Here is a 26,680-nt window from a genome sequence, read left to right as displayed (position 1 = left end):
AAGTTTACAACTCAAAATCCCCTAAATCTTCTACTTTCACTTCGGCATCAATCTGCCCGATCAAATAAGAGCTGATTTCGACCTCTTGAGGGGCTACCTGCACATTATCGGAAGAAAGCCAAGCGTTGATCCACGGAATCGGATTTTGACTGGCTTTCTCAAAGGCCGGCTGTAAGCCTACTGCCTGCATACGCAGATTGGTAATGTATTCAACATATTGGCTGAGAATCTCTTTGTTCAAGCCGATCATCGAACCATCCTTAAATAAATATTCCGCCCACTCTTTTTCCTGCATCGCCGCATTTTTAAACAGCTCGAAACATTCGCCTTCGCATTCGGCGGCAATTTCCGCCATCTCAGGGTCATCTGCCCCGCTACGCATCAGATTCAACATGTGCTGCGTGCCGGTTAAATGTAATGCTTCGTCGCGGGCAATCAACTTAATAATCTTCGCATTACCTTCCATCAACTCCCGCTCCGCAAAGGCAAACGAGCAGGCAAACGATACATAAAAGCGGATGGCTTCTAACACATTCACACACATCAAGCACAAATACAGTTTTTTCTTCAACTCGCGTAAGCTGATAGAAACCGTTTTACCGTTTACCTGATGCCGCCCTTCACCCAGCAAATTATAATACTGGGTATATTCGATCAAATCATCGTAATAGCAGGCAATATCTTCCGCACGGCGGATGATATATTCATTATCAACAATATCGTCAAATACCACTGAAGGATCGTTCACGATATTGCGAATAATATGGGTGTAAGAACGGGAATGAATGGTCTCCGAAAAAGACCAAGTTTCAATCCAAGTTTCCAACTCCGGAATCGACACCAACGGAAGCAAACCGACATTAGGGCTACGTCCTTGAATCGAATCAAGCAGGGTTTGGTATTTCAAATTACTGATAAAAATGTGCCGTTCATGCTCGGGTAGATTTTGATAGTCGATACGGTCGCGCGATACATCTATTTCTTCCGGGCGCCAAAAAAAAGATAATTGCTTTTCAATCAGCTTTTCAAAAATTTCGTATTTCTGTTGATCGTAACGTGCCACATTCACCGGCTGTCCGAAAAACATCGGCTCCAGCAATGCATTATTTTTTTCTTTACTGAAAGTGCTGTATGACATAACTAAATGTTCGCAGGACATGATTTATCCAATTCAAATCTTTTAGAGGTATAACTTATTTACTTTTATATTCAAATATAGTTGCGCTCCCTTCTTTATTAGTATGAGAAACCTTAATACTTTGTGCTCTATATACAATAAAGATTATTAAAGCTAAAAAGCCCATAAAAAAGAAAGCAGACAACCAAGGATGATCAAATATTTTTTGCATAAATATTTTTATAAAAATAACAAATTACATATGCAAATAAAGCTTTGAGTAACTGAGAAACCAGAGCTCTAGATAAGACAAGTCAAGGCTTCCTAATCCTTTGAAGCCTTATTCACACACCCGAACAACTTGATTTCTAATTAAATCTTACACGCACCACCCGCACAACCGTCATCCTGCAGGTCGGTTTGGGTATCGTTGGCACCGTCGCGGGTATTGTGGTAATACAAGGTTTTCACACCGTATTTATATGCGGTGAGCAAGTCTTTCAGCATCTGTTTCATCGGCACGCGGCCGCCCTCAAAGCGCTGGGGGTCGTAGCTGGTATTGGCGGAAATCGCTTGATCGACAAATTTCTGCATAATACCCACCAAATGCAGGTAACCATCATTACCCGGCATTTGCCATAACAACTCATAAGCATTACGCAAGCGCTCAAATTCAGGTACCACTTGTTTCAAAATACCGTCTTTGGATGCTTTCACAGATACCAAGCCGCGCGGCGGTTCAATACCGTTGGTTGCATTAGCAATCTGAGAACTGGTTTCAGACGGCATCAGTGCAGTCAACGTAGAATTACGCAATCCGTATTTCACGATATCGGCACGCAGACTTTCCCAATCTAGCTGTAAAGGCTCTTGGCAAATAGTGTCCAAGTCTTTTTTGTAGGTATCGATTGGCAGTTTGCCTTGGGCATAGGTAGTTTCGTGAAACAGTGGGCAAGCTCCATATTCTTTTGCCAGTTGAACAGATGCTTTCAACAAATAGTATTGGATTGCTTCAAAAGTACGGTGGGTTAGGCCCAATGCAGAACCATCGCTGTATCGAGCACCGTTTTTCGCCAAATAGTAAGCATAGTTGATTACACCAATACCCAAAGTACGGCGGTTCATGGTTGCGATACGGGCAGCCTTAATCGGATAATCTTGATAATCAAGCAAGGCATCCAATGCACGCACCGCCAAATCGGATAAGTCTTCCAACTCATCCAAACTTTCCAGTGCACCCAAATTGAAGGCAGATAAAGTACACAGGGCAATCTCGCCGTTCTCATCGTTAATATCGTTCAAAGGCTTGGTCGGCAAGGCGATTTCTAAGCACAAATTAGACTGGCGGACAGGTGCGACGCGCGGATCAAACGGGCTATGGGTATTACAGTGATCGACGTTTTGAATATAGATACGGCCTGTTCCCGCGCGCTCTTGCATGAGGATAGAAAAAAGCTCGGTTGCCGGCACCACACGTTTACGAATATTCGGATCTTGCTCATATTTTGTATACAGGCGCTCGAATTCGTCTTGGTCAGCAAAGAAAGCATCATACAAACCGGGTACTTCTTGCGGTGAGAACAATGCAATATCGCCACCTTTAATCAAACGGGTATAAAGCAGGCGGTTGATTTGTACGCCATAATCCAATTGGCGCACACGGTTATCTTCTACACCCCGGTTATTTTTCAGTACCAGCAAACTCTCAACTTCAATATGCCAAAGCGGATAAAACAAAGTAGCTGCCCCGCCTCGCACCCCGCCTTGCGAGCATGACTTAACTGCCGCCTGAAACATTTTGAAAAACGGAATACAACCGGTATGTTGCGCCTCTCCGCCGCGGATTTCGCTACCCAAGCCGCGGATGCGTCCTGCATTGATACCGATACCGGCACGTTGGGAAACATATTTTACAATGGCACTGGTAGTGGCATTGATACTGTCTAAGCTATCGTCGCACTCAATCAGTACGCAGCTGGAGAATTGGCGGGTCGGCGTGCGAACTCCCGACATAATCGGTGTGGGTAGAGAAATTTTAAATAAGCTGGTGGCGTCGTAAAATTTCTTCACATAGCTCAAGCGGGTTTCTTTCGGATATTTAGCAAAGAGACACATAGCCACCAAGATGTAAAGAAACTGCGGAGTTTCATAAATCTCACGGGTGACCCGGTTCTGTACCAGATATTTACCTTCCAGCTGTTTGACTGCACCATAGGAAAACGACATATCGCGCTCATGGTCAATATAGTCATTGAGATCATTAAATTCTTCGCGACTATAGTCCTCCAACAAATGACGATCGTATTTTCCCGCCTCAACCAACTTCACCACATGTTCATAAAGATGAGGCGGCTCAAATTGGCCATAGGCAATTTTACGCAAATGGAAAATGGCCAATCGGGCGGCCAAATATTGGTAATCGGGTGTTTCTTGAGAAATCAGATCGGCTGCCGCTTTGATAATGGTTTCGTGAATATCATCGGTACGGATGCCGTTGTAGAATTGAATATGTGACTTCAATTCCACCTGTGATACGGATACATTATTCAACCCCTCTGCCGCCCAAGTAATTACACGATGGATTTTATCGAGATTAATATCCTCCAAACGCCCGTCACGTTTGGTTACTTTAAGGTTGGCGGCTGCATTCATAACAAATTTCCGACTGAGGTTAAAACACAAGATACAGTAGTATCACAAGAGACAGACCACAATATAAAGTAATTTCAGACGGCCTGCCAGTCTTGACAAGATACGAAAAAAATACTCTCTTCGTTTGAGCTTTTTCATGCTTAATAGCATAAGTCCTTGCATGCTCAATGCTTGCAGATTGCCAGCTTTGCTTTAGCCGTTTTCTCATTAAAAAGTTAAGAATTGTAAACACCCTAAAGTGCAACAGAAATAGCCTTTACTCATTGAGGCTATTTCCAATACCAAAAACAAAAATACCTTACCGTTAAGTAAGGTATTTTTGTTTACACTCAACACAAGTTGTTTTTATTCTGCCGGCTGTGTGGTTTCTACTTGAACCGGTGCAGCCTGCTGCTGGCGGTTTTCATGCTGAAGGCTTACCGCTCGTGCCGGCACGATGGTAGAAATAGCATGCTTATAAACCATTTGGGTAACTGATGTGTTGCGTAATAAAACCACATATTGGTCAAAAGATTCTACTTGGCCTTGCAGTTTGATACCGTTTACCAAGTAAATCGATACCGGCACATGCTCTTTGCGCAAAGCATTCAAGAAAGGATCTTGTAACATTTGTCCTTTAGCGGTCATTTTATACTCCGTTATTATGTTTTAAAAGTTTCGGGAAATTGCCGTCTGATTGTAGCCTTGAATGCGAATTTTTACCAACACTTTTATAGTGCATTTTGCAAACATTTATGATTACCCTCAACTATAAACGAGGTTTGCAGATATGGCCGGCTAATAGGCTTATAGCACCCGGGGGCGTATTTTTCCAAATACATACCACAATTTCCAAAGGCAATATGGCACTATAAAAGCCGATGGTTGACTACATTTTTTTAAATTAACGACATAAACACAGCAGTCGCTTATGTCAGAAAGCTATGCCGTCTGAAAGTTCCTGATTTCAGACGGCATAGTTAACTATTTTTTAGCCTGTAATTTTTTTATGCTGACTTTATTTTTCTTTTTAAAACGGCTCTTCTCTTCTTTACGCCCTTCACGCTTTTCGATACGGTTGCTTAAAGCCACCCGACGCAAAGGTTTTTTCTTAGGCTTATCGGCTGCTTCTTCATATGGGTTTTCCGAAACATTGTACTGAATACGCAAAGGCGTACCTTGCAGATTAAAGGCTTTACGGAAAGTCTGTGTCAGATAGCGCGTATATGCATCTGAAATATGCTGTAAAGAGTTACCGTGGACTACAATTACCGGAGGATTCATACCACCTTGGTGTGCATAGCGCATTTTCGGGCGTACCAAGCCAACTCTCGGCGGTTGCTGGCGTTCCAGCGCACTTTGCAATACTCTGGTAATTTTCGGCGTGGGCATTTTAATCATTGCCGCATCATAAGCAGCTTGAATGCTGCCGAATAGGCCGTCAATTCCCCGCTCCTTCAAAGCAGAAATATAATGGAACTTGGCAAAATCCAAGAAATACAGCTTGCGGGCAATATCACGCTTTACTTGGTTTTTCCGATCCTCATCAATATCATCCCACTTATTGACGGCAACTACCAAAGCACGCCCTGCCTCCAGCGCAAAACCGGCAATAGTCGCATCTTGGTCAGCAATGTCCTGCTGCGCATCCAGTACCAATACGGCTACATTAGCAGCTTCGATAGCTTGCATAGCCTTGATTACAGAAAACTTTTCTACTGCCTCTTCTACTTTGCCGCGACGACGAACGCCTGCCGTATCAATAATGGTAAACGGCTTTCCCTCTCGTTCAAAATCAATATGGATACTGTCACGCGTCGTACCCGCCATATCGAAAGCAATCACACGCTCTTCGCCTAAAATGGCATTTACTAAAGTCGACTTACCTACATTCGGCCTGCCAATAACGGCAAATACCGGATGCTTGGCGGCTTCAACTTCCTCTTCGACGTCAGGAAAGTGTTCTAATACATCTTCTATCAAATGATAAACACCATCTCCATGCGCCCCTGAAATCACAACAGGCTCACCTAAAGCCAGTTCATAAAACTCAGAAGCCAGCACGGCACGATTGGCCCCTTCCCCTTTGTTAACAGCTAGGAAAACCGGCCGAGGGCTTTGACGGAGGCGATCGGCAATAATTTTATCTTGCGGTGTCAGTCCGTTACGACCGTCTACCAAAAAGATAACGGCATCTGCCTCATCAATTGCCTGTAAAGTATGCTTGGCCATCTCATGCAGAATACCACTGTCAACAACCGGTTCGAAACCACCCGTATCAACAACCAAATAAGGTTTACTGCCTATACGACCATGCCCGTAATGTCGGTCGCGGGTCAAACCGGGCATGTCGGCAACCAATGCATCTTTTGTTCGGGTTAAACGGTTAAATAATGTCGATTTACCGACATTCGGACGGCCTACTAAGGCAATAGTGGGTTTCATAATATTCTCAACGTATGAATTCAGGTTAAAACACAACGGGCTTGCATGAGATTATCTCTTAGCAAGCCTGTTATGCACTCCTTTGAGCAATACACTGTCTTTACAGTAATACCACAGGAAAATTATTTAAATTGGTCAGCTTTAAGTTGCAATAATTCTCGGTTTGGAGCTTCTTTAGGCAACTTTGTTAATGCCTGTTCGTAAGCCTCCAAAGCTTCTTTATTTTTACCTTGCGCAGCATAAACATCACCTTTGGTTTCCAAAAAGAGCGGTATAAACGCCTCATCAACCGGTATATTTAATGTTGCCAATGCTTCGGTATATTTTTTCTCTTGTAACTGCACAACGGCTAAACGTTGTGCGGCAATAGCTTGAACCAAAGGAGCTTTTTGATTTTTCAATACCCAATTTAAATGATTACTTGCCGCATCATAGCGGCCTTTATCAAATTCAGCGGCTGCCACCATTAGGGTTGCCTGTGCTGCCGAAATACTGGCCGGATAATTTTGCTGAAGCTGCTGTAAATCGGCATTAATGGCTTGTTCATCACCTTTATTTTGAGCTTTTTCCACCAGCCCAGCCATTACTGCCGCCGCTTCCTGATTTTGGTTAAACTGATGGCGTTGATACATTACATAGGAAAAATAAGCCAACGCAGCCAATACTAATGCTACAAACAGCCACCGCCCCCAGCTTTTCCAAAAATATTTGAAGTTCTCAAGTTCCTCTTGATCTTGGATATGAGTTGCCATTTACGCCTGTTTCCATCCTTGTAAAGTATTAATCAAATCTGCCGAGGCAATAGTAACTTGCCCTCTTTCGCCCCGCATATCTTTTAGTGTAACGGTATCTGTAGCCAATTCATCCCCGGCTACAATTAATGCGAAACGAGTTCCGCTGGCATCCGCCTTTTTCATCTGTGCTTTCAAGCTCTGGCTTCCACAATGCTGAATTACATCAAAACCTGCAGCACGTAACTTTTGTGCATACCGCATTACTTGCAAGGCAGCACCATCACCCTGATATATGGCATAAATATCTGCTGCCGCATCTACTTGCAAACTACCAAATTCTTTCACTAGCAAAAGCAAACGTTCTACACCCATAGCGAATCCGATAGAAGGTGCAGATTTTCCGCCCAACTCTTCAATCAAACCGTCATAACGGCCGCCTCCGCATACTGTCGCTTGTGCGCCTAGTTTGTCTGTTGTCCACTCAAAAACGGTTTGGTTGTAATAATCCAAGCCTCGAACCAAACGGGGATTTTCATAATAGTCGACCCCCAAGCCGTCAAGAAATTTTTTGAAGCCTTCATAGTGCGCACGAGATGCCTCGCCTAAATAATCACTCAAGCGGGGGGCTTCATCTGCCATTTTTTGCAGCGCCGGATTTTTAGTATCCAATACGCGCAAAGGGTTTGTATACATTCTGCGTTTGCTGTCTTCATCCAGAATGGCTTCATGCTGCTCAAGATATGCTACTAACGCCTCTCTGTGGGCAGACCTTTCCTCCCTGTTCCCTAAGCTGTTAATTTCCAATTTAAGTAAATCGGAAATACCCAGCTCCCGCCATAAATCTGCACACATGGCGATAATCTCAGCATCAATATCAGGGCCTTCATAACCTAGGGCTTCGATACCTACCTGATGAAATTGGCGGTAACGTCCTTTCTGCGGACGCTCACGGCGGAACATCGGCCCCATATACCAAAGTTTCACAGGACCGTTATACAATAAATTATGCTCAACTACTGCTCGCAAGCAAGATGCCGTACCTTCCGGTCGCAATGTCAAACTTAGCTTGTCGTTAGAATCGGAAAACGTATACATTTCCTTTCCTACAACATCAGTTTCTTCACCTATTGAGCGTACAAACAATCCCGTTTGCTCTACGATAGGTGTGCGAATTTGACTGTACCCGTAACGCCGTGTCCAATTATTCACGGTCATTTCGAATTCCTGCCACAAAGCAGCGGTTAATTTAAAATCTTTCTGCTCCACCGGCAGTAAATCATTCATGCCTTTTACAGCTTGGATTTTTTGTCCCATATCACACTATCTTTAATAAATCTATGTCTGAGGCCGTCTGAAAGCATAAACAGCTTCAGACGGCCTTCCAGTATTACATATTAAGAAGACTGAATCGGAATGACACGTTTAGTTGAGCGTTTCGCTCCGCCTTCTCCGTAATTGGTTTCCACATACTCTTGTACGATGGCTAAAAATTCTTCGGCCATATTATCGCCCTTGAGTGTAACTTTTCGCTCACCATCCACATAAACAGGGGCAACCGGGGTTTCCCCTGTACCCGGCAGGCTGATACCGATATCGGCTAATTTACTTTCACCCGGGCCGTTTACCACGCACCCCATTACAGCAACATTCAAACTTTCCACACCCGGATACTGCCAACGCCATACCGACATTTGTTCCCGTAAATAATGCTGGATGTCACGAGCCAACTCTTGGAATACCGTGCTGGTCGTGCGTCCGCAACCCGGACAGGCAGTTACCATCGGTGTAAATGAGCGCAAACCCATTGTTTGCAGAATTTCTTGCGCTACCACAACCTCTTGCGTGCGAGAGCTACCCGGTTCCGGTGTTAGCGAAATGCGGATAGTATCGCCTATGCCTTCTTGCAATAAAACCGCCAATGCCGCAGTCGAAGCAACAATACCTTTACTGCCCATACCGGCTTCAGTCAGGCCCAAGTGCAGCGGGAAACGACAACGCGCCCCCAAATCACGATAAACTTGGATCAAATCCTGTACAGAGCTTACTTTACAAGACAAAATAATTTTGTTCTCAGGCAAGCCTAAATCAATGGCTTTTTGTGCCGACTCAAGCGCTGATACGATGAGTGCCTCTTTCATCACCTCATCGGGGCTTTTGGGGTTTGCCGAAGCCAAATTGGCATCCATCATTCTCTTGGCCAAACTCTGATCCAGCGAGCCCCAGTTAACCCCAATACGGACTGCTTTATTGTGTTCGGCAGCGGTACGAATCATATAAGCAAATTTCTCATCGCCTTTCGCACCTTTACCGACATTGCCTGGATTAATCCGGTATTTTGACAGAGCTTTTGCACAATCAGGAAACTCTGCAAGCAAACGCTCACCGTTAAAGTGAAAATCTCCAATTAACGGTGTTTGGCATCCCATATCATCCAAACGCTGGCGTATTTCTGCTACTTTGGAAGCAGCCTCCGGACTATTGACTGTGATACGTACCATTTCGGAACCGGCATCACTTAAAGCCTTTACTTGCTCTGCCGTACCGGCCGCATCGGCAGTATCCGTATTGGTCATCGATTGTACTACGACCGGAGATTCAGAACCTACGGTAATGTGATCAACTTCTACCTGATAAGTGGCACGGCGAGATGGCATAGTACTCATTACGGTTTACTGTCCTGCTTTGAATGAAGAAGTTTTCTTAGTCACCATATGCTGACCTACATTAATATCGTTACCGCCATAATTGGCACTTGCGCCAACTGCATAACCAATCCATACATCATAAGGCGCACCGCCTTGGAAACGGTGTTCGCTACCGGCTGGGACAATACGGTTAATAACAAATTGCCCATTTTTATCTTTAATTACCAAATTCGAACGGTAACGCACCTTTACGACCAACTCATTTGATGCAATCGTACCGGCTTCGGCTACCGCTGATGCCGATGCCACAGATTCAGAGGCTGCTGATGCAGTAGTTGCAGAAGCAGCTGCAGGCGCAGCTACCGAAGCACTCTCTTCACTTGCCATGGCAACTACAGAAACATTGCTGGCTTTCAGATTTGGTTCTGCAACCTCTCCTAAGCCCACTTGGCTTTCAGTAGCCTGTTTTGCACTTTCCGCCTGTGATTTGCTTTGCCATGCATAAATACCGCCGGCAATCGCCACAACTCCCAATAGACCAATAACCCATGCAGGAAAAGGCTTTTTCACAGTTGTCTGTTGATAATTCAGGCCGTCTGAATTTTTTTCACGCTGTACGGCATAAGTATTGCTGCGAGCTTGCGGCATAATGCGGTCCAGATAACCGGCCACCTCTTGGTCATCCAACTCTAAAAACCGACCATAAGTACGCAAAAAACCTCGTACAAATACAAGTTCTGGCAAACCTTCATAATTTCCGCTCTCCAATCCTTCGATTTGGCGGGCCGGTAATTTCAGGCGCTCAGCCACTTCTCCAATTGAAAAACCACGCTTTTCACGGGCATTTTTCAATTTCTGCCCCAATTCTTGTGCCGCGTTACCCGACAGCTGTTCGTTTTGTTGTTGGTTATCAGTCATTACAAACGTCCTGTTGTAATCATTTGAAGTTCTTCGGTATAAGGATAATTCGCACGCAATTGTGCTTCGTACTCATATGCTGCTTGAATATTACCTAACGCACGGGACAGCCGCCATCCCAGCAATAAATCATCTGCCGACAACATATCCACTTTGCTTTGATATTGTCTGAAATAATAATCCGCATCGCTAAGCTGCCCTGCTAAATATTTTGTACGGGCCAATTCTTTGATTGCCGGATAAAAGCGCGGCTCAGTAGCCAATGCTCTTTCCAAATATGCCTCAGATAAAGAATATTGGCCGGTTTTAGCACTGCATATCCCTTTATTCAGGTAAGCAACATAAGGGTTGGGATAGGTTGGATCGGCAAGAGCCTTATCAAAATAAGGTATCGCTTCAGACGGCCTATTTTGTATACTGCATAAAAACCAACCATAATTGTTATTGGCTTCTGCACTATTTGGGTTTAAATCTAAAACTTTCAGAAAGCTTTCTTGAGCTTTATCAGAGACTTTTAAGTATTGATAAATTTGTGCCCGTACTAACCAAGCATTCGCATTACGGCTATCAGATGCCAAGGCCTCGTCAATACTTTTTATAGCTTGGCGGTAGTCTTGTGCCTTCATATACTCAACCGACAGCTGGGTTTTAATATTTGAAACCTGCAAAGCCCGCTCTTTAGCACTAGGCTTGGAAGAACCACTACTCGCACAAGCGCTCAAGAGTACTGCTAATAACAAAGGCTGCCAGAATTTCAATCTCATTATCTTACCCTTTTTAATCTACAATCAACTGCTGCCATTTCTGCTGCCTGCGGGTTTTATCCTGCACTTGGCCAGCCAACTGACCACAAGCGGCATCAATATCATCTCCACGTGTTTTACGTACCGTCACCACAAAACCTGCTTGCTGCAATATATCTTTAAAAATCCGGATATTCTCATTACTGGAGCGTTCATAACCCGAATTAGGAAATGGATTAAAAGGAATTAGATTAAATTTACACGGTACATCTTTAACCAAATCAATCAACTCATAAGCATGCTTAGCCAAGTCATTTACCCCGTCAAGCATAACATATTCAAATGTAATAAAGTCACGGGGAGCTTTTACCAAATACCGTTGGCAAGCTGCCATCAATTCTTTTAAAGGGTATTTTTTATTTAGTGGAACAATAGTATCACGTACAGCATCGTTAGAAGCATGCAGAGATACAGCTAAGGCTACCGGCATCACTTCTTTCAGACGATCCATCTGAGGCACCATGCCTGAAGTGGAAACCGTTACCCTACGGCGTGAAAGCCCGTAACCATGGTCATCTAACATAATGCTTAATGCGGTAACAACGTTATCAAAATTTGCCAACGGCTCACCCATCCCCATCATGACAACATTAGAAATTACACGTTCATTTTTTGGAGTAACCCCCATAGCCTTATTGGCCCACCAAAGCTGACCGATAATTTCAGAAGCTGTCAGGTTACGGTTAAAACCTTGGCGGCCCGTCGAACAGAATGTACATTCCAATGCACAACCTACCTGAGAGGAGATACATAAAGTGCCGCGCTCGGCCTCCGGGATAAATACCGTTTCTACGCCATTTCCTGTGCCCACATCCAGCAACCATTTGCGCGTGCCGTCTGAAGATTCTTGTGACATCATTAACTCAGGCACTTGAATACAAGCTTCCGCATTTAACTTGGTACGCAGAGATTTTGCCAAATCAGTCATCTCATCAAAATCAGATGCACCCGATTGATGCATCCAACGCATAACCTGTTTAGCACGAAAAGGCTTCTCTCCCATTTGAGAGAAGTGTTCTGTCAGACCGTTTAAATCAAAATTCAGGAGATTGGTTTTCATGTAATTCTTGTAATAATTCTCGCCATATCAGTCAGGGTAAATATTGAAATATTCAATATATCGAAAATACCCGACCGCTTGACTAAAAGCAGGTATTCAGATTAAACACCACCTCACCGCATTGTACTGAATTCACAAGAAAACACCAACAAAGAAGCAAAATGGCTTTAATTTAAAAACCTTCAGGCTGTCTTGATTAAATCAAGACAGCCTTGCAAGATATTTAAGAGCATTTAGCGTGCACAAATCTCACTTTGGCTGAAGAAGTAAGCGATTTCAATAGCTGCATTCTCCAAACTGTCTGAGCCGTGAACGGCATTCGCATCGATTGACTCTGCAAAATCAGCACGAATAGTACCGGCAGCAGCTTCTTTCGGGTTGGTTGCACCCATCAATTCACGATTTTTAGCAACAGCATTTTCACCTTCAAGCACTTGAATCATAACCGGACCACTAGTCATGAAAGCAACCAAGTCATTAAAGAAGGGGCGCTCTTTGTGTACGGCATAGAAAGCTTGAGCTTCTTTTTCACTTAAGTGTTTCATTTTTGCAGCAACAACACACAAGCCATTCTCTTCAAAACGGCTGTAAATCTGACCGATAACATTCTTCGCTACTGCATCGGGTTTGATAATCGAAATGGTACGTTCAATCGCCATTTACCTACTCCTCAAATAAAATATGACTATTAATTAATACGGCGCTGTATTCTATCAAGATTTCTGTATTTTTTGTGAGTTGTTTGCAGATTTTTTATCCATTCCCAACGTAAGGTGCGGTAAAGACAAATACTCTTGCGACTGCATTTCCACAATCCGGCTAACCGTACGCACAAATTCATTAGCAAAATCACCTTCAACATAAATTTCTTCGGCAGCCACCTCGCTGGTTGCACACAGTTTTACTCGAAAATCGTATAAGACATCGATAAGCCAAGTAAGACGGCGAGCTTCCGCACGCTGGGATTCATCCATTTTCTCAATACCAGACAAAAATACCATTTCGTAATTCTCGGCCAGATACAGATAATCAGCCTGAGAACGAGGACCGAAACATAATGCACGAAAGTCAAACCAAATGGCTTTTTCACTACGCGCATTACACATGATATCCCGATCAAGTATGGTCACGACATGAGGTTTTTTACTTACTCCGCCGCTTACACCTTTAAAAAGCTCAGCCAGCTTTTGCTCCGTCTCCAATGAAGCCGGCACATAAAATACCTCTGCAGGTCTTAAAGTACGTAAGCGGTAATCTTCACCCCCATCCACATTTAGCACAGTTAGTTTTTCCTCCAACAGAGCGATTGTTGGCAAGAAACTACTGCGATTTTGCCCCTGAGGATATAATTCCGAAGGTGCATAGTTTGAAGTAGCAACCAACACTACCCCCTCATCAAATAAATTCTCTAGCAAACGGCCCAAGATCATAGCATCAGCGATATCGCTAACATGGAATTCATCAAAACACAATACTCGGGTTTCTCGTGCGATTTCCTTTGCCACCGCCTTCAAAGGATTAGGCTCGCTTTTTAACACCTTCATACGCTGGTGAACTTCTGCCATAAAAGCATGAAAATGAACTCGCCGCTTACGCCGATACGGTAGGCAGCCATAAAAAACATCCATTAAGAAACTTTTACCGCGCCCTACGCCTCCGTAAAAATAAAGGCCTTTAGGCAATTGTGGAGAACGTAAACTCCGTCCTAAGAAACGGTTGCGCTTACGCTTGAAAAGCATAAGCTCAGTCCACAATTTATCCAGGTGTTCTATAGCTTTGGCTTGAGCTGCATCTTTGATAAAAGCAGGTTGTTCCGAAGCAGATTGGTACCAAGTCAACGGACTGTGATTGACAAAATCCGGTGGGGTAAAACGGTTTTCATTATTATTCATATCAACCATTCGTTACAAAAATCAAATGGTCATTATAAAGTATTTCAGACGGCATGAAGTCTATTGCTTACTATTTTTTCAACAATGAAGAATTACTCTCTTTTTAATAAAATTTTCGCAATACAAAAACGCCGCATTACTGCGGCGTTTATATTACAAATTTCTTACTTACCTAAAAATGCCTGATCTACGCGTTCACGCAATTCCTTACCAGGTTTGAAATGGGGCACATACTTCTCGGGCACCTCCACTTTTTCACCTGTTTTCGGGTTACGTCCTACACGTGCCGGACGATGATTAAGGTCGAAGCTTCCGAATCCACGGATTTCAATACGTTGGCCTTTTGCCAGCGAACGGGTCATAGTATCCACTAAAACCTTTACGCTGTATTCAACATCTTTAGCCACCAATTGATTACCATTCTTCTCGGCAAATACTTCAGCCAAGCGAACCATAAGCTCGGATTTGGTCATTACCGCACCTTACTCTTGCTCGCCTGATAATTTGGCTTTCAGCAGATCACCCAAGCTGGTTGTACCAGCGTTGGCTGTAGCTGCAGAATTTACCGAATTCAGAGCGTCACGGTTTTCTTTAGCATCTTTGGCTTTTACAGACAGACGGATGCTGCGGTTTTTGCGATCAACGGTTGCCACAACGGCTTCTACTTCATCGCCCTCTTTCAGCACATTGCGTAAATCTTCAACGCGCTCACTAGACCATTCGGCAGCAGGTAGGTAACCCTCTACCTCATCAGACAAAGCGATAACCGCACCTTTGGCATCGATTGATTTAACAGTACCTTTTACCAAAGCACCTTTATCATTTACGCTGATAAAGTTACTGAAGGGATCGCCTTCCAACTGCTTGATGCCCAAAGAAATACGCTCTTTTTCGACATCGATAGCCAATACAACGGCTTCAACTTCCTCGCCTTTTTTGTACTTGCGAACAGCTTCTTCACCGGCTTCGGTCCAAGACAAATCAGAAAGGTGAACCAAGCCGTCGATACCACCAGGCAAGCCTACAAATACGCCGAAGTCAGTAATAGATTTAACGGCGCCTGAAATTTTATCGCCTTTATTATGATTCTCGGCGAAATCTTCCCACGGATTAGCTTGGCACTGTTTCATACCCAAGCTAATACGGCGGCGGTCTTCATCGATCTCAAGAATCATCACTTCTACTTCATCACCCAGCTGAACCACTTTGCTCGGATGTACGTTTTTGTTGGTCCAATCCATTTCCGAAACGTGTACCAAACCTTCGATACCTTGTTCGATTTCAACGAATGCACCATAGTCGGTCAAGTTGGACACTTTACCAAACAGGCGGGTAGCTTGCGGGTAACGGCGAGCCAAGCCATTCCAAGGATCTTCGCCCAATTGTTTCATACCCAAAGATACGCGTTGTTTTTCTTGATCGAACTTCAGAACTTTGGCTTCTACTTCTTGGCCGACTTCCAAAACTTCGCTCGGATGTTTCACGCGGCGCCATGCCAAGTCAGTAATGTGGAGCAAGCCGTCAATGCCGCCCAAATCAACGAATGCACCGTAATCGGTAATATTTTTAACAATACCTTTAACCACTGAACCTTCTTGCAGGTTTTCCAGCAAGGCTTTACGCTCTTCACCCAAAGTAGCTTCCAAAACGGCGCGACGCGATACAACCACGTTGTTACGTTTTTTATCCAATTTGATAACTTTGAATTCGATTTCTTTGCCTTCAAAGTGTGAAGTATCTTTTACGGGGCGCACGTCAACCAAAGAACCCGGCAGGAATGCGCGGATGCTATTGATCATAACGGTCAAGCCACCTTTAACTTTGCCGTTGATAACACCAGACAGAATGTCGCCGTTTTCCATGGCCTCTTCCAGCGCAATCCAATCAGCGGCACGTTTGGCTTTTTCGCGTGACAGTTTGGTTTCACCGAAGCCGTTTTCAACAGACTCGATGGTTACTGTAACGAAGTCACCAACTTTAACTTCAATCTCGCCCTGAGCGTTTTTGAATTCGCTTACGTCAATCAGAGATTCTGATTTCAAACCGGCATTTACGGTAACGAAGTTGTTGTCGATTGCCACCACTTCGGCAGTAATCACTTCACCGGGATTCATCTCTTGAAGGGTAAAGCTTTCTTCCAATAACTGGGCAAAATTTTCCATAGTCATAATATCTCTTTTCAATACACTGCCAAGGCGTGCGGGGGTTGGTTTAACGGACGTTTACCGCCCTTGGCGCAGCAAACGGTACTTCTTAAAGCTTTTCAGACGGCCTTGCGAAACAAATTAAGGCCGTCTGAACGGATAACGGTAAATTATACATTAATTTTTATTTTTCACCATACCAATCAAGTACTTTTTTTACAGACTCTTCAATAGTCAAATTTGATGTATCCAAAAGTTTAGCATCCGGCAACTGCACCAATGGTGCTACCGGACGTCGGCGGTCGGCCTCGTCCCGCGCCTCTATATCAGATAGAATACGGTCAAAATCCGAACCAGAAATAGGCAGCCCCAATTGTTTCGCCCGACGCTCGGCTCTAACTTGGGGACTAGCCGTCAGAAAAATTTTCAATACTGCATTTGGAAAAATAACCGAACCCATATCACGGCCATCGCCTACCAAACCTTTTTCAGTAAGAAAATCACGTTGGCGCTGAAGCAAAGCCTCTCGCACAGGCGGCAACGAAGCAACTGCCGATGCACCCATACCGATATTTTCAAGGCGGATTGCCTTAGAAACATCTTCACCCGCCAGTCTCACAATTTGCCCATCAAATTCTATCGGTAAGTCTTTAGCCAGCTTTGCTACTTCTTCGGCATCATTCCAATCTACGTTTTTCTTTTGAGCATATAATGCCGTCAAACGATATAGTGCACCCGAATCCAAATAATCGAACCCGAGAGCAGCTGCCACACGCGAAGCAACAGTTCCTTTGCCTGAAGCACTGGGGCCATCGATGGCGATAACGTTTTGAATTAAATCCATGCAGTTTCTCTATATTCTATTGGCACAATTCTTGGCATAATAACAAAATTACACTATTTGCTCCATCTTCGTATTTTCTTAAATTTTACCGATTTAGAAAGCTGCTATGACCGAATGCATCCACCTGCCTGCCGCCATCTTAAAACCTTCTACCGTTGCACTTCCCGGCTCGAAAAGTATCAGCAACCGGACTTTATTATTAGCGGCACTATCCGATAATATTTGTGAAATCCACTCCCTACTCAAATCAGATGATACGGATCGAATGCTTGAGGCTCTGGCTGCATTAGGGGTAAAAATCGATTTTTTAGAAGCAGGCCGTCTGAAAATACACGGCTGCGGAGGTTCATTCCCCAACCGCAATGCTGATTTGTTTCTAGGTAATGCAGGCACGGCATTCCGCCCGTTAACAGCCGTATTGGCGATATTGGGCGGCGATTATCATTTGCACGGTGTTCCGCGCATGCATGAACGGCCAATCGGAGACTTAGTTGATGCTTTACGTATTGCCGGAGCAGATGTCCGCTATTTAGGTAATCAAAACTATCCGCCGCTACAAATTAACGAGCGCTCAGATAACGGCACCCGGATTATTCCGATTAAAGGCAATGTATCCAGCCAATTTCTTACCGCTCTTCTGATGGCTCTGCCGCTCACGGGCGAAACATTTGAAATCGAGGTGGTAGGCGAGCTGATTTCCAAACCTTATATTGATATTACCTTAAAATTAATGGCTCAATTTGGTATTCATATTGAGAACCAAGAATATCGCCGTTTTAAAATTCCGGCCAACAGCCGCTACCATGCGCCGGATGTTGTACATGTAGAAGGTGACGCTTCCAGTGCTTCGTATTTTCTGGCCGCAGGCTTAATATCCGGTACGCCAATACGTGTAACAGGGATAGGGAAAAACAGTATCCAAGGCGACATAGCTTTTGCTCTCGAATTGGAAAAGATCGGCGCCACTGTTAATTGGGGGGATAATTTTATCGAAGTTTCACGTCCTATCAACACCCCAGTAAAAGCCTTCGATTTGGATGCTAACCATATTCCCGATGCAGCAATGACCTTGGCAATTGTTGCCCTGGCAAGCGGAGCACCTTGTACATTACGCAATATCGGAAGCTGGCGGGTAAAAGAAACCGACCGTATTACGGCTATGGCTACGGAATTGAGAAAAGTCGGAGCTACCGTATCAGAAGAACCTGAAGCCATCCACATTATCCCACCGGCACAATTAGTTGCCGATGCTGAAATCGATACATATGACGACCACCGTATGGCTATGTGTTTTTCTTTAGTATCACTTTTAGGCGTACCGATCATCATTAATGATCCGAAGTGCACGCACAAAACCTTCCCCACTTATTTCGAAGTATTCAACTCACTAACCGCCGCCTGAAAAATATAACTAGGCATATTCAACAATCTATATATACAAAAAACGGTTCTTTAAAAAGAACCGTTTTTTGTATTTCTAGTATCCAATGCTTTAATGGTGTTCAACCGCCAAAGCGATACCCATTCCACCACCGACACACAGGGTAGCTAAACCCTTTTGCGCATCACGACGTTTCATTTCATGCAGCAAGGTTACTAAAATACGGCAACCCGACGCACCTATCGGATGACCAATCGCAATCGCGCCACCGTTTACATTAGTTTTCCGAAGATTCAGGCCAAGCTCCCTGGCAACACCCAAAGCTTGCGCGGCAAATGCTTCGTTTGCCTCAATTAAATCCACCTCATCAAGCTGCCAACCTGCTTTTTCTAATGTTTTCCGTACTGCCGCTACTGGCCCCAAACCCATTACTTCAGGTGAAATTCCTGTTGCGGCATACGCCTTAATCCAAGCCAAGGGCCGTATGTCTAATTCCTTAACTTTTTCGGCGCTCATCAATAAAACCGCTGCTGCCCCATCATTCAAGCCAGAAGCATTAGCTGCCGTTACCGTGCCATCACTTTTAAATGCCGGGCGCAATTTTGCCATGGCAGCCGCATCAGCATCAGGTTTGATATATTCATCTTCCTCAAATAATAAAGGTTCTCCTTTGCGCTGCGGTATTGAAACAGGCACAATCTCATCTTTAAATTTTCCGGCTGCCTGGGCAGCTGCCGCACGCTTTTGGGATTCCAACGCAAAACTATCTTGCTCTTCACGACTGATATTTAATTTTTCGGCAATATTTTCAGCCGTTATTCCCATATGATAACCGTGATAAGCATCGGTAAGGCCGTCTGAAACCATGCTATCGACCAAAGTGCCGTTACCCATTTTTTGTCCGCCCCGCAAACCGTTTAAATAATGCGGCGCCAGCGACATTGACTCTTGGCCGCCGGCAACAACAATCTGCGCTTCTCCACTAACGATGCTCTGTACTGCCAAATGTACCGCCCGCAAGCCCGAACCACATACGACATTCAAGGTTTCAGCCGGCACTTCAACCGGCAAGCCCGCTGCCAATGCAGCCTGCCTTGCCGGATTTTGCCCTACACCAGCAGTTAGCACATTTCCCATAATTACTTGATCCACCAAAGCCGGTTCTATTCCTGCTTCATCCAAAACCGCCTTAATAACTACCGCTCCCAACTCCGGCGCGCCGATATTGCGAAGGCTTCCCAGAAAACTGCCGACAGCCGTACGTTTCGCAGCGACAATAGCAACATGCGTCATAGCCGTTCCCTCATCATCATTTCGAGTAAATACCCGATTTCAAACATAAAAATAAACCATACAATAACGGATAAATCATTACCTTGCCAATCGCACCATCACTATTTTTCAAAAATACTTCCTACGTGGACAGAAAAAGTTTCTGTAACTTTTTCTGTATTCAACAATATTTTTCAGACGGCCTGATAAAACAGGAAGCCAATACCAACCAATTGAAATGATTTGATTAATAAAATTTTTCAAAAATATCCCATTGTTAATATTTTGACAGTTATAAACGCAAAAAGCGGAACGGTATCGCCGCTCCGCCATACTTAATTAATATCAGTTCATCTGGAAAATCATTCGATACGGGTACCGACACGGCTCATATCACCAAAATTCATCCAAATGAAAAATGCTTTACCGACAATCAAATTATCATTCACAAATCCCCAATAACGACTATCCTCGCTATTGTCCCGATTATCACCCAACATAAAGTAATGTCCTTCAGGCACAGTACAGCGGAACCACGAACCATCTTCGGCATACTCACACTGATTTCTGAAAGCAAAATCTTCACGTACTCCTTGAGGTAAAAAGCTTGGTACTTGAGCCATCTTTAATATTTCAAACTGATGGCTACCAATGCTTTCTTGAAAAGCATCCGCACTGATTTCTACCATGCCCTGCCTGGTTTTTTCTGCATAGCTGCGGGTTCCGATAACCTTATCCTCAACCGCTTGGCCATTAATACTCAAAACTTTATTTTTGTATTCGACTACATCACCAGGTATACCGACCGCACGTTTGATGTAGTTCATCTTAGTATCTTCCGGGTAACTAAATACTACGACATCACCGCGCTCTACATCACCTACCGGCACAATAACATTATTGGCAATCGGCAAGCGGATACCGTAAGAAAATTTGTTTACCAAAATAAAGTCGCCCACTACCAAACCCGGACGCATGGAGCTAGAAGGAATTTGGAACGGCTCAGCCACGAAAGTACGCAATACAAACACAATCAGGATAATCGGAAAGAAACCGCTCATATAATCGGTAAAATGATTACTGTCGGTATGCTTCGGATTACGCTGCAGCCGCTTATGTACGAACCAAATAATACCGGTGAACAACACAAAAATCAGCAATACGGCGGTAAAACTCATGACTGATGACAATAGGCCGAACACACCCACCATCATCAACAAATAACCCCACTGAAGTGCACCGCTCCATTCTCCGTTCGCCTCACGTTGCTTGCTACTGGTGAAAAATAAAATCAACCCCACAACAAACGCGGCGACGGCAGCCATGATCAATGTCGTACTCATCATTTATTTATCCCCAACCTGTAAAATAGCTAAGAATGCGGACTGCGGGATCTCCACATTGCCAACTTGTTTCATACGGCGTTTACCGGCCTTTTGTTTCTCCAACAGTTTTTTCTTACGCGTAATGTCACCGCCGTAACATTTTGCCAATACGTTTTTACGCAGTGCTTTAACGTTTTCACGGGCGATAATCTGGCTCCCGATGGCAGCCTGAACGGCAATATCAAACATTTGGCGCGGAATCAACTCGCGCATTTTCGCCGCCAACTCACGGCCGCGATGTACGGCACTTTGGCGATGCACAATTAAACTCAGCGCATCTACTTTTTCACCGTTCACCATAATGTCCAACTTAATCAGATCAGACGGCTGGAATTCTTTAAATTCGTAATCCAAAGAAGCATAACCGCGCGAAGTAGATTTCAGCTTATCGAAAAAGTCCATAACCACTTCGTTCATCGGCAAATCGTAAGTCAGCATTACCTGACGGCCCAAATACTGCATATTTACCTGTACGCCGCGCTTTTGGTTGCACAACGTCATCACGTTGCCGACATACTCTTGCGGAACTAAAATAGTAGCAGTGATTACCGGCTCGAAAATCGTTTCGATGCTGCCGATATCCGGTAGCTTCGAAGGGTTTTCCACTTCGATTTTTTCACCATTTTTCATCAATACTTCATAGACTACCGTAGGGGCGGTAGTAATCAAATCCATATCGAATTCACGCTCCAACCGCTCCTGTACAATTTCCAAATGCAGCAGGCCGAGGAAACCGCAGCGGAAACCGAAACCCAACGCCTGAGAAACTTCAGGCTCGAATTTTAACGAAGCATCGTTAAGCTGGAGTTTCTCCAAAGCATCGCGCAATGCTTCGTAATCGTGGCTCTCCACCGGATACAAGCCCGCGAATACTTGTGATTGTACCTCCTGAAAACCAGGTAACGGTTCTGCCGCAGGATTGGCTACGGCTGTAACAGTATCACCCACTTTGGCAGAACCCAGCTCTTTGATACCTGTAATCAAAAAACCCACCTCGCCGGCCTTCAGTTCCGATTTAGCCACTGATTTAGGTGTAAAGATACCCAATTGTTCTACTTGGGTTTCCGCCTTCGTGCTCATAAAACGGACTTTGTCTTTTAGTTTCAACGTACCGTTTTTAATGCGGATAAGCATCACCACACCCACATAGTTATCAAACCAAGAATCGATAATCATGGCTTGAAGCGGCGCATTTTCATCCCCTTCGGGAGGAGGAACTTTTTTAACGATTTCCTCAAGCACGTCCTCCACGCCCAAACCGCTCTTAGCCGAGCAGGTTACGGCGCCCACAGCATCAATACCGATAATATCTTCGATTTCCTGAGATACACGGTCGGGATCGGCTGCCGGTAAGTCGATTTTATTTAAAACAGGAACCACTTCCACACCCAAATCAATAGCGGTATAGCAATTGGCAACCGTTTGCGCCTCTACCCCTTGGGATGCATCTACAACCAATAAAGCACCCTCGCACGCAGAAAGGGAGCGGGATACCTCGTATGAAAAGTCAACGTGTCCGGGAGTGTCAATCAGATTAAGCTGATAGGTTTGACCGTCACGTGCTTTATAATTTAAGGCTGCGGTTTGCGCTTTAATGGTAATGCCCCGCTCTTTTTCGATATCCATCGAATCCAGCACCTGGGTGCTCATTTCACGTAAATCCAAGCCGCCGCAATATTGGATAAAGCGGTCTGCCAAAGTAGACTTACCATGGTCGATATGAGCAATAATTGAGAAATTACGGATATTTTTCATGTATTTATTTCTAACCGTTAGATTTTATCAAGGCCGCCTGAAAATGCATCGGGCATTTTCAAAACAAGCAGTATATTAAGGATAAATAACTGACTATTCTAGCGGAAAAACTGTTTTTCCGCTAATACAAACCATGACCGAATATCATTACAGCCATACTTAAGCCGCACAATAAAAATGCCGTCTGAATCTGTTCAGACGGCATTTTATCAACCGACCGTTATTCCGTACCTTCTGCAACTTTCTGTGCACCTTGCTTTTGTTTCACCGTGCGCTGAAGGTAAGTCATTAGGTTTTCAAAAATACCGTTTGCCTGACCCTGCGCCAGCATTTGACGGGCAAGCGGCAATTGCGCCTCAATATCGGCCGGTGGATTCACCGCTTGCACTTCCAACAACACCGGCGCAGGCAAGCCCTCCAACAATACGTAAGCCGGCTTGCCGTTAACCGGACGCGCTTTCAATAATTGAGTATATGCTTCGGGCGGCATAGAACGACGTGCTTCGTCCGCTGTTTGCTTCACCACCGGTGACCAAGCCAAGGTAGGTTTCTCACCATTGTTCAAGTCGACCAACATTTTTTTGGCTTCGGCCTCTGCCAGTTTGGCTGTTTCCGAACGCAGGTAATTCGCCTTGACCAGTGCTTTGGCGTTTTCAAAGCTTTCCGTGCTTTCTTCACGCACCTCCTTGGCACGTACAACCCATACGGTATTTTCATTAACCGTTACCGGCTCGGAATTATGTTTTTTCTTTAATACGTCATCACTGAAAATAACTTTCAATAACTCCTCCGGCATTCCTGCCGCTTTGCCGTTTTCACGGTTTAACCATTCGTCGGGAGCAGCTACTTTCAAGCCGGTTTTCTTTGCCACCTCAGTTAAAGCATTCGGATTATTGAATGCCTCTTCAGCCAATGTTTCTTTGGCTTTGTTAAATGCTTGGGAAGCTTTGCGCTGCTTCAACTCAGCTGTTATACGGGCTTTTTCCTCATCATCCAAAACAGCTTGGTCTTTGATATTCAGAACCTTGATAATATGGTAACCGTATTCGGTTTTCACCACGCCGCTCACTTCGTCTTTAGGCAAAGAGAATGCGCTGTTTTCAAATGCCGCACCCAAACCGCCGTCTTTTTTCACATACCCCAGATTTCCGCCATTGTCTGCAGAGGAGGGATCTTTAGAATATTGTTTAGCCAGGGCAGCGAAATCGGTCGGTTTGGCTTTAACTTGAGCCAGCACTTTCTCCGCTTCGGCTTCTGCTGCTTTACGGGTTGCTTCGTCTGCATCCTGTGCTACCGGAAAGAAAATATGCGCTACTTCACGCTGCGGTTGAGCTGAAGTTTTTTCCTGCTCGAAAGCTTTTTTAATTTCCTCTTCACTAACAGTTTGCTTATCGGCCAGATCCTTCATGTTTAATTCAACATATTCGATTTTGACCGCCTGGGGAATCACATAATCTTTTTTATTGGCTTCGTAATAGTTTTTTAACGTAACGTCATCAGTTTTCACACGGGCTGCGAAAGCTTCCGGGCTGAAAGTCACCGAGCGGATAATGCGCTCGGATTGCAATAAATTAACCAACTGCGCTGCCTGCGCATCACTTACCAACACGCCGTTTTGAACCAAATTTACCATATTCTGCAAAGCAAACTGCTCCCGAATATCTTCTACAAAACGATCCTCGCTCATATTGCGCTGTTTCAAATATTGGGTCAGCAATGCTTGACTGAATTTGCCGGAGGCATCGTGAAAACTCGGATCATCAACGATAATCTGCTTAATCTGCTCCGGTGATACACCAATGCCCATCAGCTTGGCACCTTGTGTTAGATAAGCCCGCTGCAAAAGTCCTTGAAAAACCGCATCCCGGCTCTGCTGGCCGCCTGCGGCTTGCGCATTTTGCATTGCATCGTTGAGGGCCTGCGCACTAATTTTGATATCGCCTACTTTAACGATATAGTCCGAACCCGGCGCTGCTACCGTACTGGCGCCGAAACCGACGAAAGTCAGCGCAATCAATCCGAGCAGCACCTTAGCCGCACCGCTATATTTGTCTACTGTTGAAAACATAATGTTTTTTAAAATCCGAAGCTCAAACAAACCAGCATTGTAACGCGTTTTATTTAATAAATCACCCTTACATGCCCCTTTCTATCGGCAGCGGTAATCCCGTAAAATACGGCTTTATTTTTCAGACGGCCCCAACTTACCATGCTCAGCTACCGACACGCTTTTCACGCAGGCAATCATGCAGATATGCTCAAACATTTCGTGCTTTATTTGGTGTTGGACTACTTCAACCGAAAAGACAAACCTTATTGGTATATTGATACCCACAGCGGCGCCGGTCTGTATAATTTAGCTTCGAAAGAAGCACAGAAAGTAGGCGAATACGAACAAGGTATCCAACGCCTGAAAAAGGCAAAGCCTTCAGACCCTCTTTTGGTAGATTTTCTCAACTTTCTTGATACCATCCTACCTCAAGGCAATTACTATTGCGGCTCCCCTTGGCTTGCGCAAGCCCTAACCCGCCCATGCGACAAACTCCGCTTATTCGAATTGCATCCTGCCGACTTCAACCATTTACAAAACAATATGCGCGAAGCCAAATTAGGTAGACGCGGCACTGTTGCCCAAGGCGACGGCTACCGGCAACTTATCGCCCAGCTGCCGCCACCGACTCGGCGCGCCGTCGTACTGATTGATCCTCCGTATGAGGAAAAGCAAGATTACAGCCGTGTATCCCATACCCTGCAAGAAGCATTAAAACGCTTTGCACAAGGCTGTTACATGGTATGGTATCCCTGTCTTTCACGCGAAGAGAGCAGAAAACTACCCGAGCAATTGGTTAAACTGGCTCCCGAGCAATATCTCTGTGCCGAACTCCACGTAAATGCTCCCCGTCCAGACGGTTTCGGTATGCACGGCAGCGGGATGTTTATCGTCAACCCGCCTTATATATTGGCTGAACAATTGAAAACAACACTACCAGAGCTGGTTAAAATTCTGGATCAAGACCAGACTGCGCAGTTTAAACTTGATTACCAAATTAAATAAGAATATTAAAGATATTTTTAAGGCATGATATTTCAAACGGCCTTCAAACTATCAGCTTGGCGATCTATAAAAAGTAATTGATTTAGGGAATCTTGGTGATATGATTGTTGAGATTCCCCAATATCGTTAAAAAGGATATAAATATGAATGGAATTAATAAAATCAGCCAATCTGAATTAGAAAAATTTAAAAATGAAATGTTCGATACATATAGCAATAAATTCCCTGAAGACAAAAAACCTACTATTGATGAATTCGCTAAAAATGCGGCATCTATCATTTATCAGCGTGTAATAGATAATGCTGCAAATAAGCGGTATCTTGAATATGGGTTGTATTGGTTCGCCTTGAAAGAAGCCATTTCAGCCATCGATTCTGATTTGTTTATCGGCGAAGAAACAGATTCAGTTATTCGAGACGCTTATCGGCATGAAAGCCATGTTGATACCATTATGGCCGCAGAATATTACGCGATGACACAAGTCCGCTTGAATTATATTCAACCCAATCGTGAATTTAATCTTGATTCTGAAACAACTTATTCCTTGTTCGATGAAGACTTAGAAATACTATCAGTCATTAGCTAAGAAAGAAGCACT

The 26,680-nt window shown here is 44.4% G+C and carries 22 protein-coding genes; 3 read left to right on the top strand and 19 right to left on the bottom strand.

The window, feature by feature from the left end; translation table 11 throughout:
- Positions 1–4: 4 nt before the first annotated feature.
- The 15 genes from nrdB to cmk all read right to left on the bottom strand — a co-directional run bounded on the left by nrdB (position 5) and on the right by cmk (position 17,233).
- The gene (gene nrdB / locus LVJ86_RS04780) at positions 5–1,138 is read right to left on the bottom strand and encodes a class Ia ribonucleoside-diphosphate reductase subunit beta (RefSeq protein ID WP_047761660.1); all 1,134 of its coding nucleotides are present in this window, start codon (positions 1,136–1,138) and stop codon (positions 5–7) included.
- 351 nt (positions 1,139–1,489) lie between these two features.
- Positions 1,490–3,769: a class 1a ribonucleoside-diphosphate reductase subunit alpha gene (gene nrdA / locus LVJ86_RS04775; protein ID WP_047761653.1), complete on the bottom strand. Its 2,280-nt coding sequence runs from the start codon at positions 3,767–3,769 to the stop codon at positions 1,490–1,492.
- A gap of 345 nt (positions 3,770–4,114) precedes the next feature.
- Positions 4,115–4,396 (bottom strand): RNA chaperone Hfq, encoded by a 282-nt coding sequence (gene hfq / locus LVJ86_RS04770; protein WP_047761652.1) that lies wholly within the window; start codon positions 4,394–4,396, stop codon positions 4,115–4,117.
- A 336-nt stretch (positions 4,397–4,732) separates the two neighbouring features.
- Entirely contained in the window at positions 4,733–6,193 is a 1,461-nt protein-coding gene (der, locus tag LVJ86_RS04765; RefSeq protein ID WP_047761651.1) for a ribosome biogenesis GTPase Der, read from the bottom strand.
- A gap of 122 nt (positions 6,194–6,315) precedes the next feature.
- The gene (locus tag LVJ86_RS04760) at positions 6,316–6,945 is read right to left on the bottom strand and encodes a YfgM family protein (RefSeq protein WP_047761650.1); all 630 of its coding nucleotides are present in this window, start codon (positions 6,943–6,945) and stop codon (positions 6,316–6,318) included.
- Entirely contained in the window at positions 6,946–8,241 is a 1,296-nt protein-coding gene (hisS, locus tag LVJ86_RS04755; RefSeq protein WP_047761649.1) for a histidine--tRNA ligase, read from the bottom strand. It lies immediately after the preceding gene.
- Between the two features lie 80 nt (positions 8,242–8,321).
- Entirely contained in the window at positions 8,322–9,590 is a 1,269-nt protein-coding gene (gene ispG / locus LVJ86_RS04750) for a flavodoxin-dependent (E)-4-hydroxy-3-methylbut-2-enyl-diphosphate synthase (protein WP_047761648.1), read from the bottom strand.
- A 6-nt stretch (positions 9,591–9,596) separates the two neighbouring features.
- Complete coding sequence (locus tag LVJ86_RS04745; protein ID WP_047761647.1) at positions 9,597–10,490, bottom strand: helix-turn-helix domain-containing protein; 894 nt, start codon at positions 10,488–10,490, stop codon at positions 9,597–9,599.
- Entirely contained in the window at positions 10,490–11,254 is a 765-nt protein-coding gene (gene pilW / locus LVJ86_RS04740; protein ID WP_047761646.1) for a type IV pilus biogenesis/stability protein PilW, read from the bottom strand. The genes LVJ86_RS04745 and pilW overlap by 1 nt, the downstream gene beginning before the upstream one ends.
- A gap of 13 nt (positions 11,255–11,267) precedes the next feature.
- Positions 11,268–12,353 carry a dual-specificity RNA methyltransferase RlmN gene (rlmN, locus tag LVJ86_RS04735; protein WP_047761645.1) on the bottom strand — a complete coding sequence of 362 codons (1,086 nt, stop codon included), beginning with the start codon at positions 12,351–12,353 and terminating at the stop codon, positions 11,268–11,270.
- A gap of 233 nt (positions 12,354–12,586) precedes the next feature.
- Positions 12,587–13,012 carry a nucleoside-diphosphate kinase gene (gene ndk / locus LVJ86_RS04730; protein ID WP_047761644.1) on the bottom strand — a complete coding sequence of 142 codons (426 nt, stop codon included), beginning with the start codon at positions 13,010–13,012 and terminating at the stop codon, positions 12,587–12,589.
- A gap of 54 nt (positions 13,013–13,066) precedes the next feature.
- Positions 13,067–14,245 carry a cell division protein ZapE gene (gene zapE, locus LVJ86_RS04725; RefSeq protein WP_047761643.1) on the bottom strand — a complete coding sequence of 393 codons (1,179 nt, stop codon included), beginning with the start codon at positions 14,243–14,245 and terminating at the stop codon, positions 13,067–13,069.
- Between the two features lie 164 nt (positions 14,246–14,409).
- Positions 14,410–14,718: an integration host factor subunit beta gene (locus LVJ86_RS04720; RefSeq protein ID WP_047761642.1), complete on the bottom strand. Its 309-nt coding sequence runs from the start codon at positions 14,716–14,718 to the stop codon at positions 14,410–14,412.
- A gap of 9 nt (positions 14,719–14,727) precedes the next feature.
- Positions 14,728–16,413, bottom strand: coding sequence for a 30S ribosomal protein S1 (rpsA, locus tag LVJ86_RS04715; RefSeq protein ID WP_152667073.1), 1,686 nt, complete (start codon positions 16,411–16,413; stop codon positions 14,728–14,730).
- Positions 16,414–16,573: 160 nt separating this feature from the next.
- Complete coding sequence (gene cmk / locus LVJ86_RS04710) at positions 16,574–17,233, bottom strand: (d)CMP kinase (RefSeq protein WP_047761641.1); 660 nt, start codon at positions 17,231–17,233, stop codon at positions 16,574–16,576.
- A gap of 106 nt (positions 17,234–17,339) precedes the next feature.
- Here cmk and aroA point away from each other — a divergent pair, with 106 nt between their 5' ends.
- A complete protein-coding gene (aroA, locus tag LVJ86_RS04705; protein ID WP_047761640.1) occupies positions 17,340–18,635 on the top strand; it encodes a 3-phosphoshikimate 1-carboxyvinyltransferase in 1,296 nt (431 codons plus the stop codon).
- A 90-nt stretch (positions 18,636–18,725) separates the two neighbouring features.
- Here the strand turns inward: aroA and LVJ86_RS04700 are convergent, their stop codons facing one another.
- The 4 genes from LVJ86_RS04700 to LVJ86_RS04685 form a co-directional block, all read right to left on the bottom strand.
- Positions 18,726–19,907 (bottom strand): acetyl-CoA C-acetyltransferase, encoded by a 1,182-nt coding sequence (locus tag LVJ86_RS04700; RefSeq protein ID WP_047761639.1) that lies wholly within the window; start codon positions 19,905–19,907, stop codon positions 18,726–18,728.
- 341 nt (positions 19,908–20,248) lie between these two features.
- Positions 20,249–21,229: a signal peptidase I gene (gene lepB / locus LVJ86_RS04695; protein WP_047761658.1), complete on the bottom strand. Its 981-nt coding sequence runs from the start codon at positions 21,227–21,229 to the stop codon at positions 20,249–20,251.
- Between the two features lie 3 nt (positions 21,230–21,232).
- A complete protein-coding gene (lepA, locus tag LVJ86_RS04690) occupies positions 21,233–23,026 on the bottom strand; it encodes a translation elongation factor 4 (protein ID WP_047761638.1) in 1,794 nt (597 codons plus the stop codon).
- Between the two features lie 220 nt (positions 23,027–23,246).
- A complete protein-coding gene (locus LVJ86_RS04685; protein WP_047761637.1) occupies positions 23,247–25,094 on the bottom strand; it encodes a SurA N-terminal domain-containing protein in 1,848 nt (615 codons plus the stop codon).
- A 141-nt stretch (positions 25,095–25,235) separates the two neighbouring features.
- Here LVJ86_RS04685 and LVJ86_RS04680 point away from each other — a divergent pair, with 141 nt between their 5' ends.
- Positions 25,236–26,081, top strand: coding sequence for a 23S rRNA (adenine(2030)-N(6))-methyltransferase RlmJ (locus tag LVJ86_RS04680; protein WP_047761636.1), 846 nt, complete (start codon positions 25,236–25,238; stop codon positions 26,079–26,081).
- A 143-nt stretch (positions 26,082–26,224) separates the two neighbouring features.
- Positions 26,225–26,668 (top strand): hypothetical protein, encoded by a 444-nt coding sequence (locus tag LVJ86_RS04675; protein ID WP_047761635.1) that lies wholly within the window; start codon positions 26,225–26,227, stop codon positions 26,666–26,668.
- Positions 26,669–26,680: the final 12 nt, after the last annotated feature.

The organism is Neisseria arctica, assembly GCF_022870905.1.
Taxonomy (GTDB): Bacteria; Pseudomonadota; Gammaproteobacteria; order Burkholderiales; family Neisseriaceae; genus Neisseria; species Neisseria arctica.
Note: the sequence above shows the minus strand (reverse complement) of the source record. Positions and strands in the feature narration are given on the sequence as shown.

What these genes read in the sequence shown, in the direction of transcription:
- nrdB (WP_047761660.1), bottom strand. Translation starts at nt 1,138, where the DNA reads ATGTCATACAGCACTTTCAGTAAAGAAAAAAATAATGCATTGCTGGAG.
- nrdA (WP_047761653.1), bottom strand. Translation starts at nt 3,769, where the DNA reads ATGAATGCAGCCGCCAACCTTAAAGTAACCAAACGTGACGGGCGTTTG.
- hfq (WP_047761652.1), bottom strand. Translation starts at nt 4,396, where the DNA reads ATGACCGCTAAAGGACAAATGTTACAAGATCCTTTCTTGAATGCTTTG.
- der (WP_047761651.1), bottom strand. Translation starts at nt 6,193, where the DNA reads ATGAAACCCACTATTGCCTTAGTAGGCCGTCCGAATGTCGGTAAATCG.
- LVJ86_RS04760 (WP_047761650.1), bottom strand. Translation starts at nt 6,945, where the DNA reads ATGGCAACTCATATCCAAGATCAAGAGGAACTTGAGAACTTCAAATAT.
- hisS (WP_047761649.1), bottom strand. Translation starts at nt 8,241, where the DNA reads ATGGGACAAAAAATCCAAGCTGTAAAAGGCATGAATGATTTACTGCCG.
- ispG (WP_047761648.1), bottom strand. Translation starts at nt 9,590, where the DNA reads ATGAGTACTATGCCATCTCGCCGTGCCACTTATCAGGTAGAAGTTGAT.
- LVJ86_RS04745 (WP_047761647.1), bottom strand. Translation starts at nt 10,490, where the DNA reads ATGACTGATAACCAACAACAAAACGAACAGCTGTCGGGTAACGCGGCA.
- pilW (WP_047761646.1), bottom strand. Translation starts at nt 11,254, where the DNA reads ATGAGATTGAAATTCTGGCAGCCTTTGTTATTAGCAGTACTCTTGAGC.
- rlmN (WP_047761645.1), bottom strand. Translation starts at nt 12,353, where the DNA reads ATGAAAACCAATCTCCTGAATTTTGATTTAAACGGTCTGACAGAACAC.
- ndk (WP_047761644.1), bottom strand. Translation starts at nt 13,012, where the DNA reads ATGGCGATTGAACGTACCATTTCGATTATCAAACCCGATGCAGTAGCG.
- zapE (WP_047761643.1), bottom strand. Translation starts at nt 14,245, where the DNA reads ATGAATAATAATGAAAACCGTTTTACCCCACCGGATTTTGTCAATCAC.
- LVJ86_RS04720 (WP_047761642.1), bottom strand. Translation starts at nt 14,718, where the DNA reads ATGACCAAATCCGAGCTTATGGTTCGCTTGGCTGAAGTATTTGCCGAG.
- rpsA (WP_152667073.1), bottom strand. Translation starts at nt 16,413, where the DNA reads ATGACTATGGAAAATTTTGCCCAGTTATTGGAAGAAAGCTTTACCCTT.
- cmk (WP_047761641.1), bottom strand. Translation starts at nt 17,233, where the DNA reads ATGGATTTAATTCAAAACGTTATCGCCATCGATGGCCCCAGTGCTTCA.
- aroA (WP_047761640.1), top strand. Translation starts at nt 17,340, where the DNA reads ATGACCGAATGCATCCACCTGCCTGCCGCCATCTTAAAACCTTCTACC.
- LVJ86_RS04700 (WP_047761639.1), bottom strand. Translation starts at nt 19,907, where the DNA reads ATGACGCATGTTGCTATTGTCGCTGCGAAACGTACGGCTGTCGGCAGT.
- lepB (WP_047761658.1), bottom strand. Translation starts at nt 21,229, where the DNA reads ATGAGTACGACATTGATCATGGCTGCCGTCGCCGCGTTTGTTGTGGGG.
- lepA (WP_047761638.1), bottom strand. Translation starts at nt 23,026, where the DNA reads ATGAAAAATATCCGTAATTTCTCAATTATTGCTCATATCGACCATGGT.
- LVJ86_RS04685 (WP_047761637.1), bottom strand. Translation starts at nt 25,094, where the DNA reads ATGTTTTCAACAGTAGACAAATATAGCGGTGCGGCTAAGGTGCTGCTC.
- LVJ86_RS04680 (WP_047761636.1), top strand. Translation starts at nt 25,236, where the DNA reads ATGCTCAGCTACCGACACGCTTTTCACGCAGGCAATCATGCAGATATG.
- LVJ86_RS04675 (WP_047761635.1), top strand. Translation starts at nt 26,225, where the DNA reads ATGAATGGAATTAATAAAATCAGCCAATCTGAATTAGAAAAATTTAAA.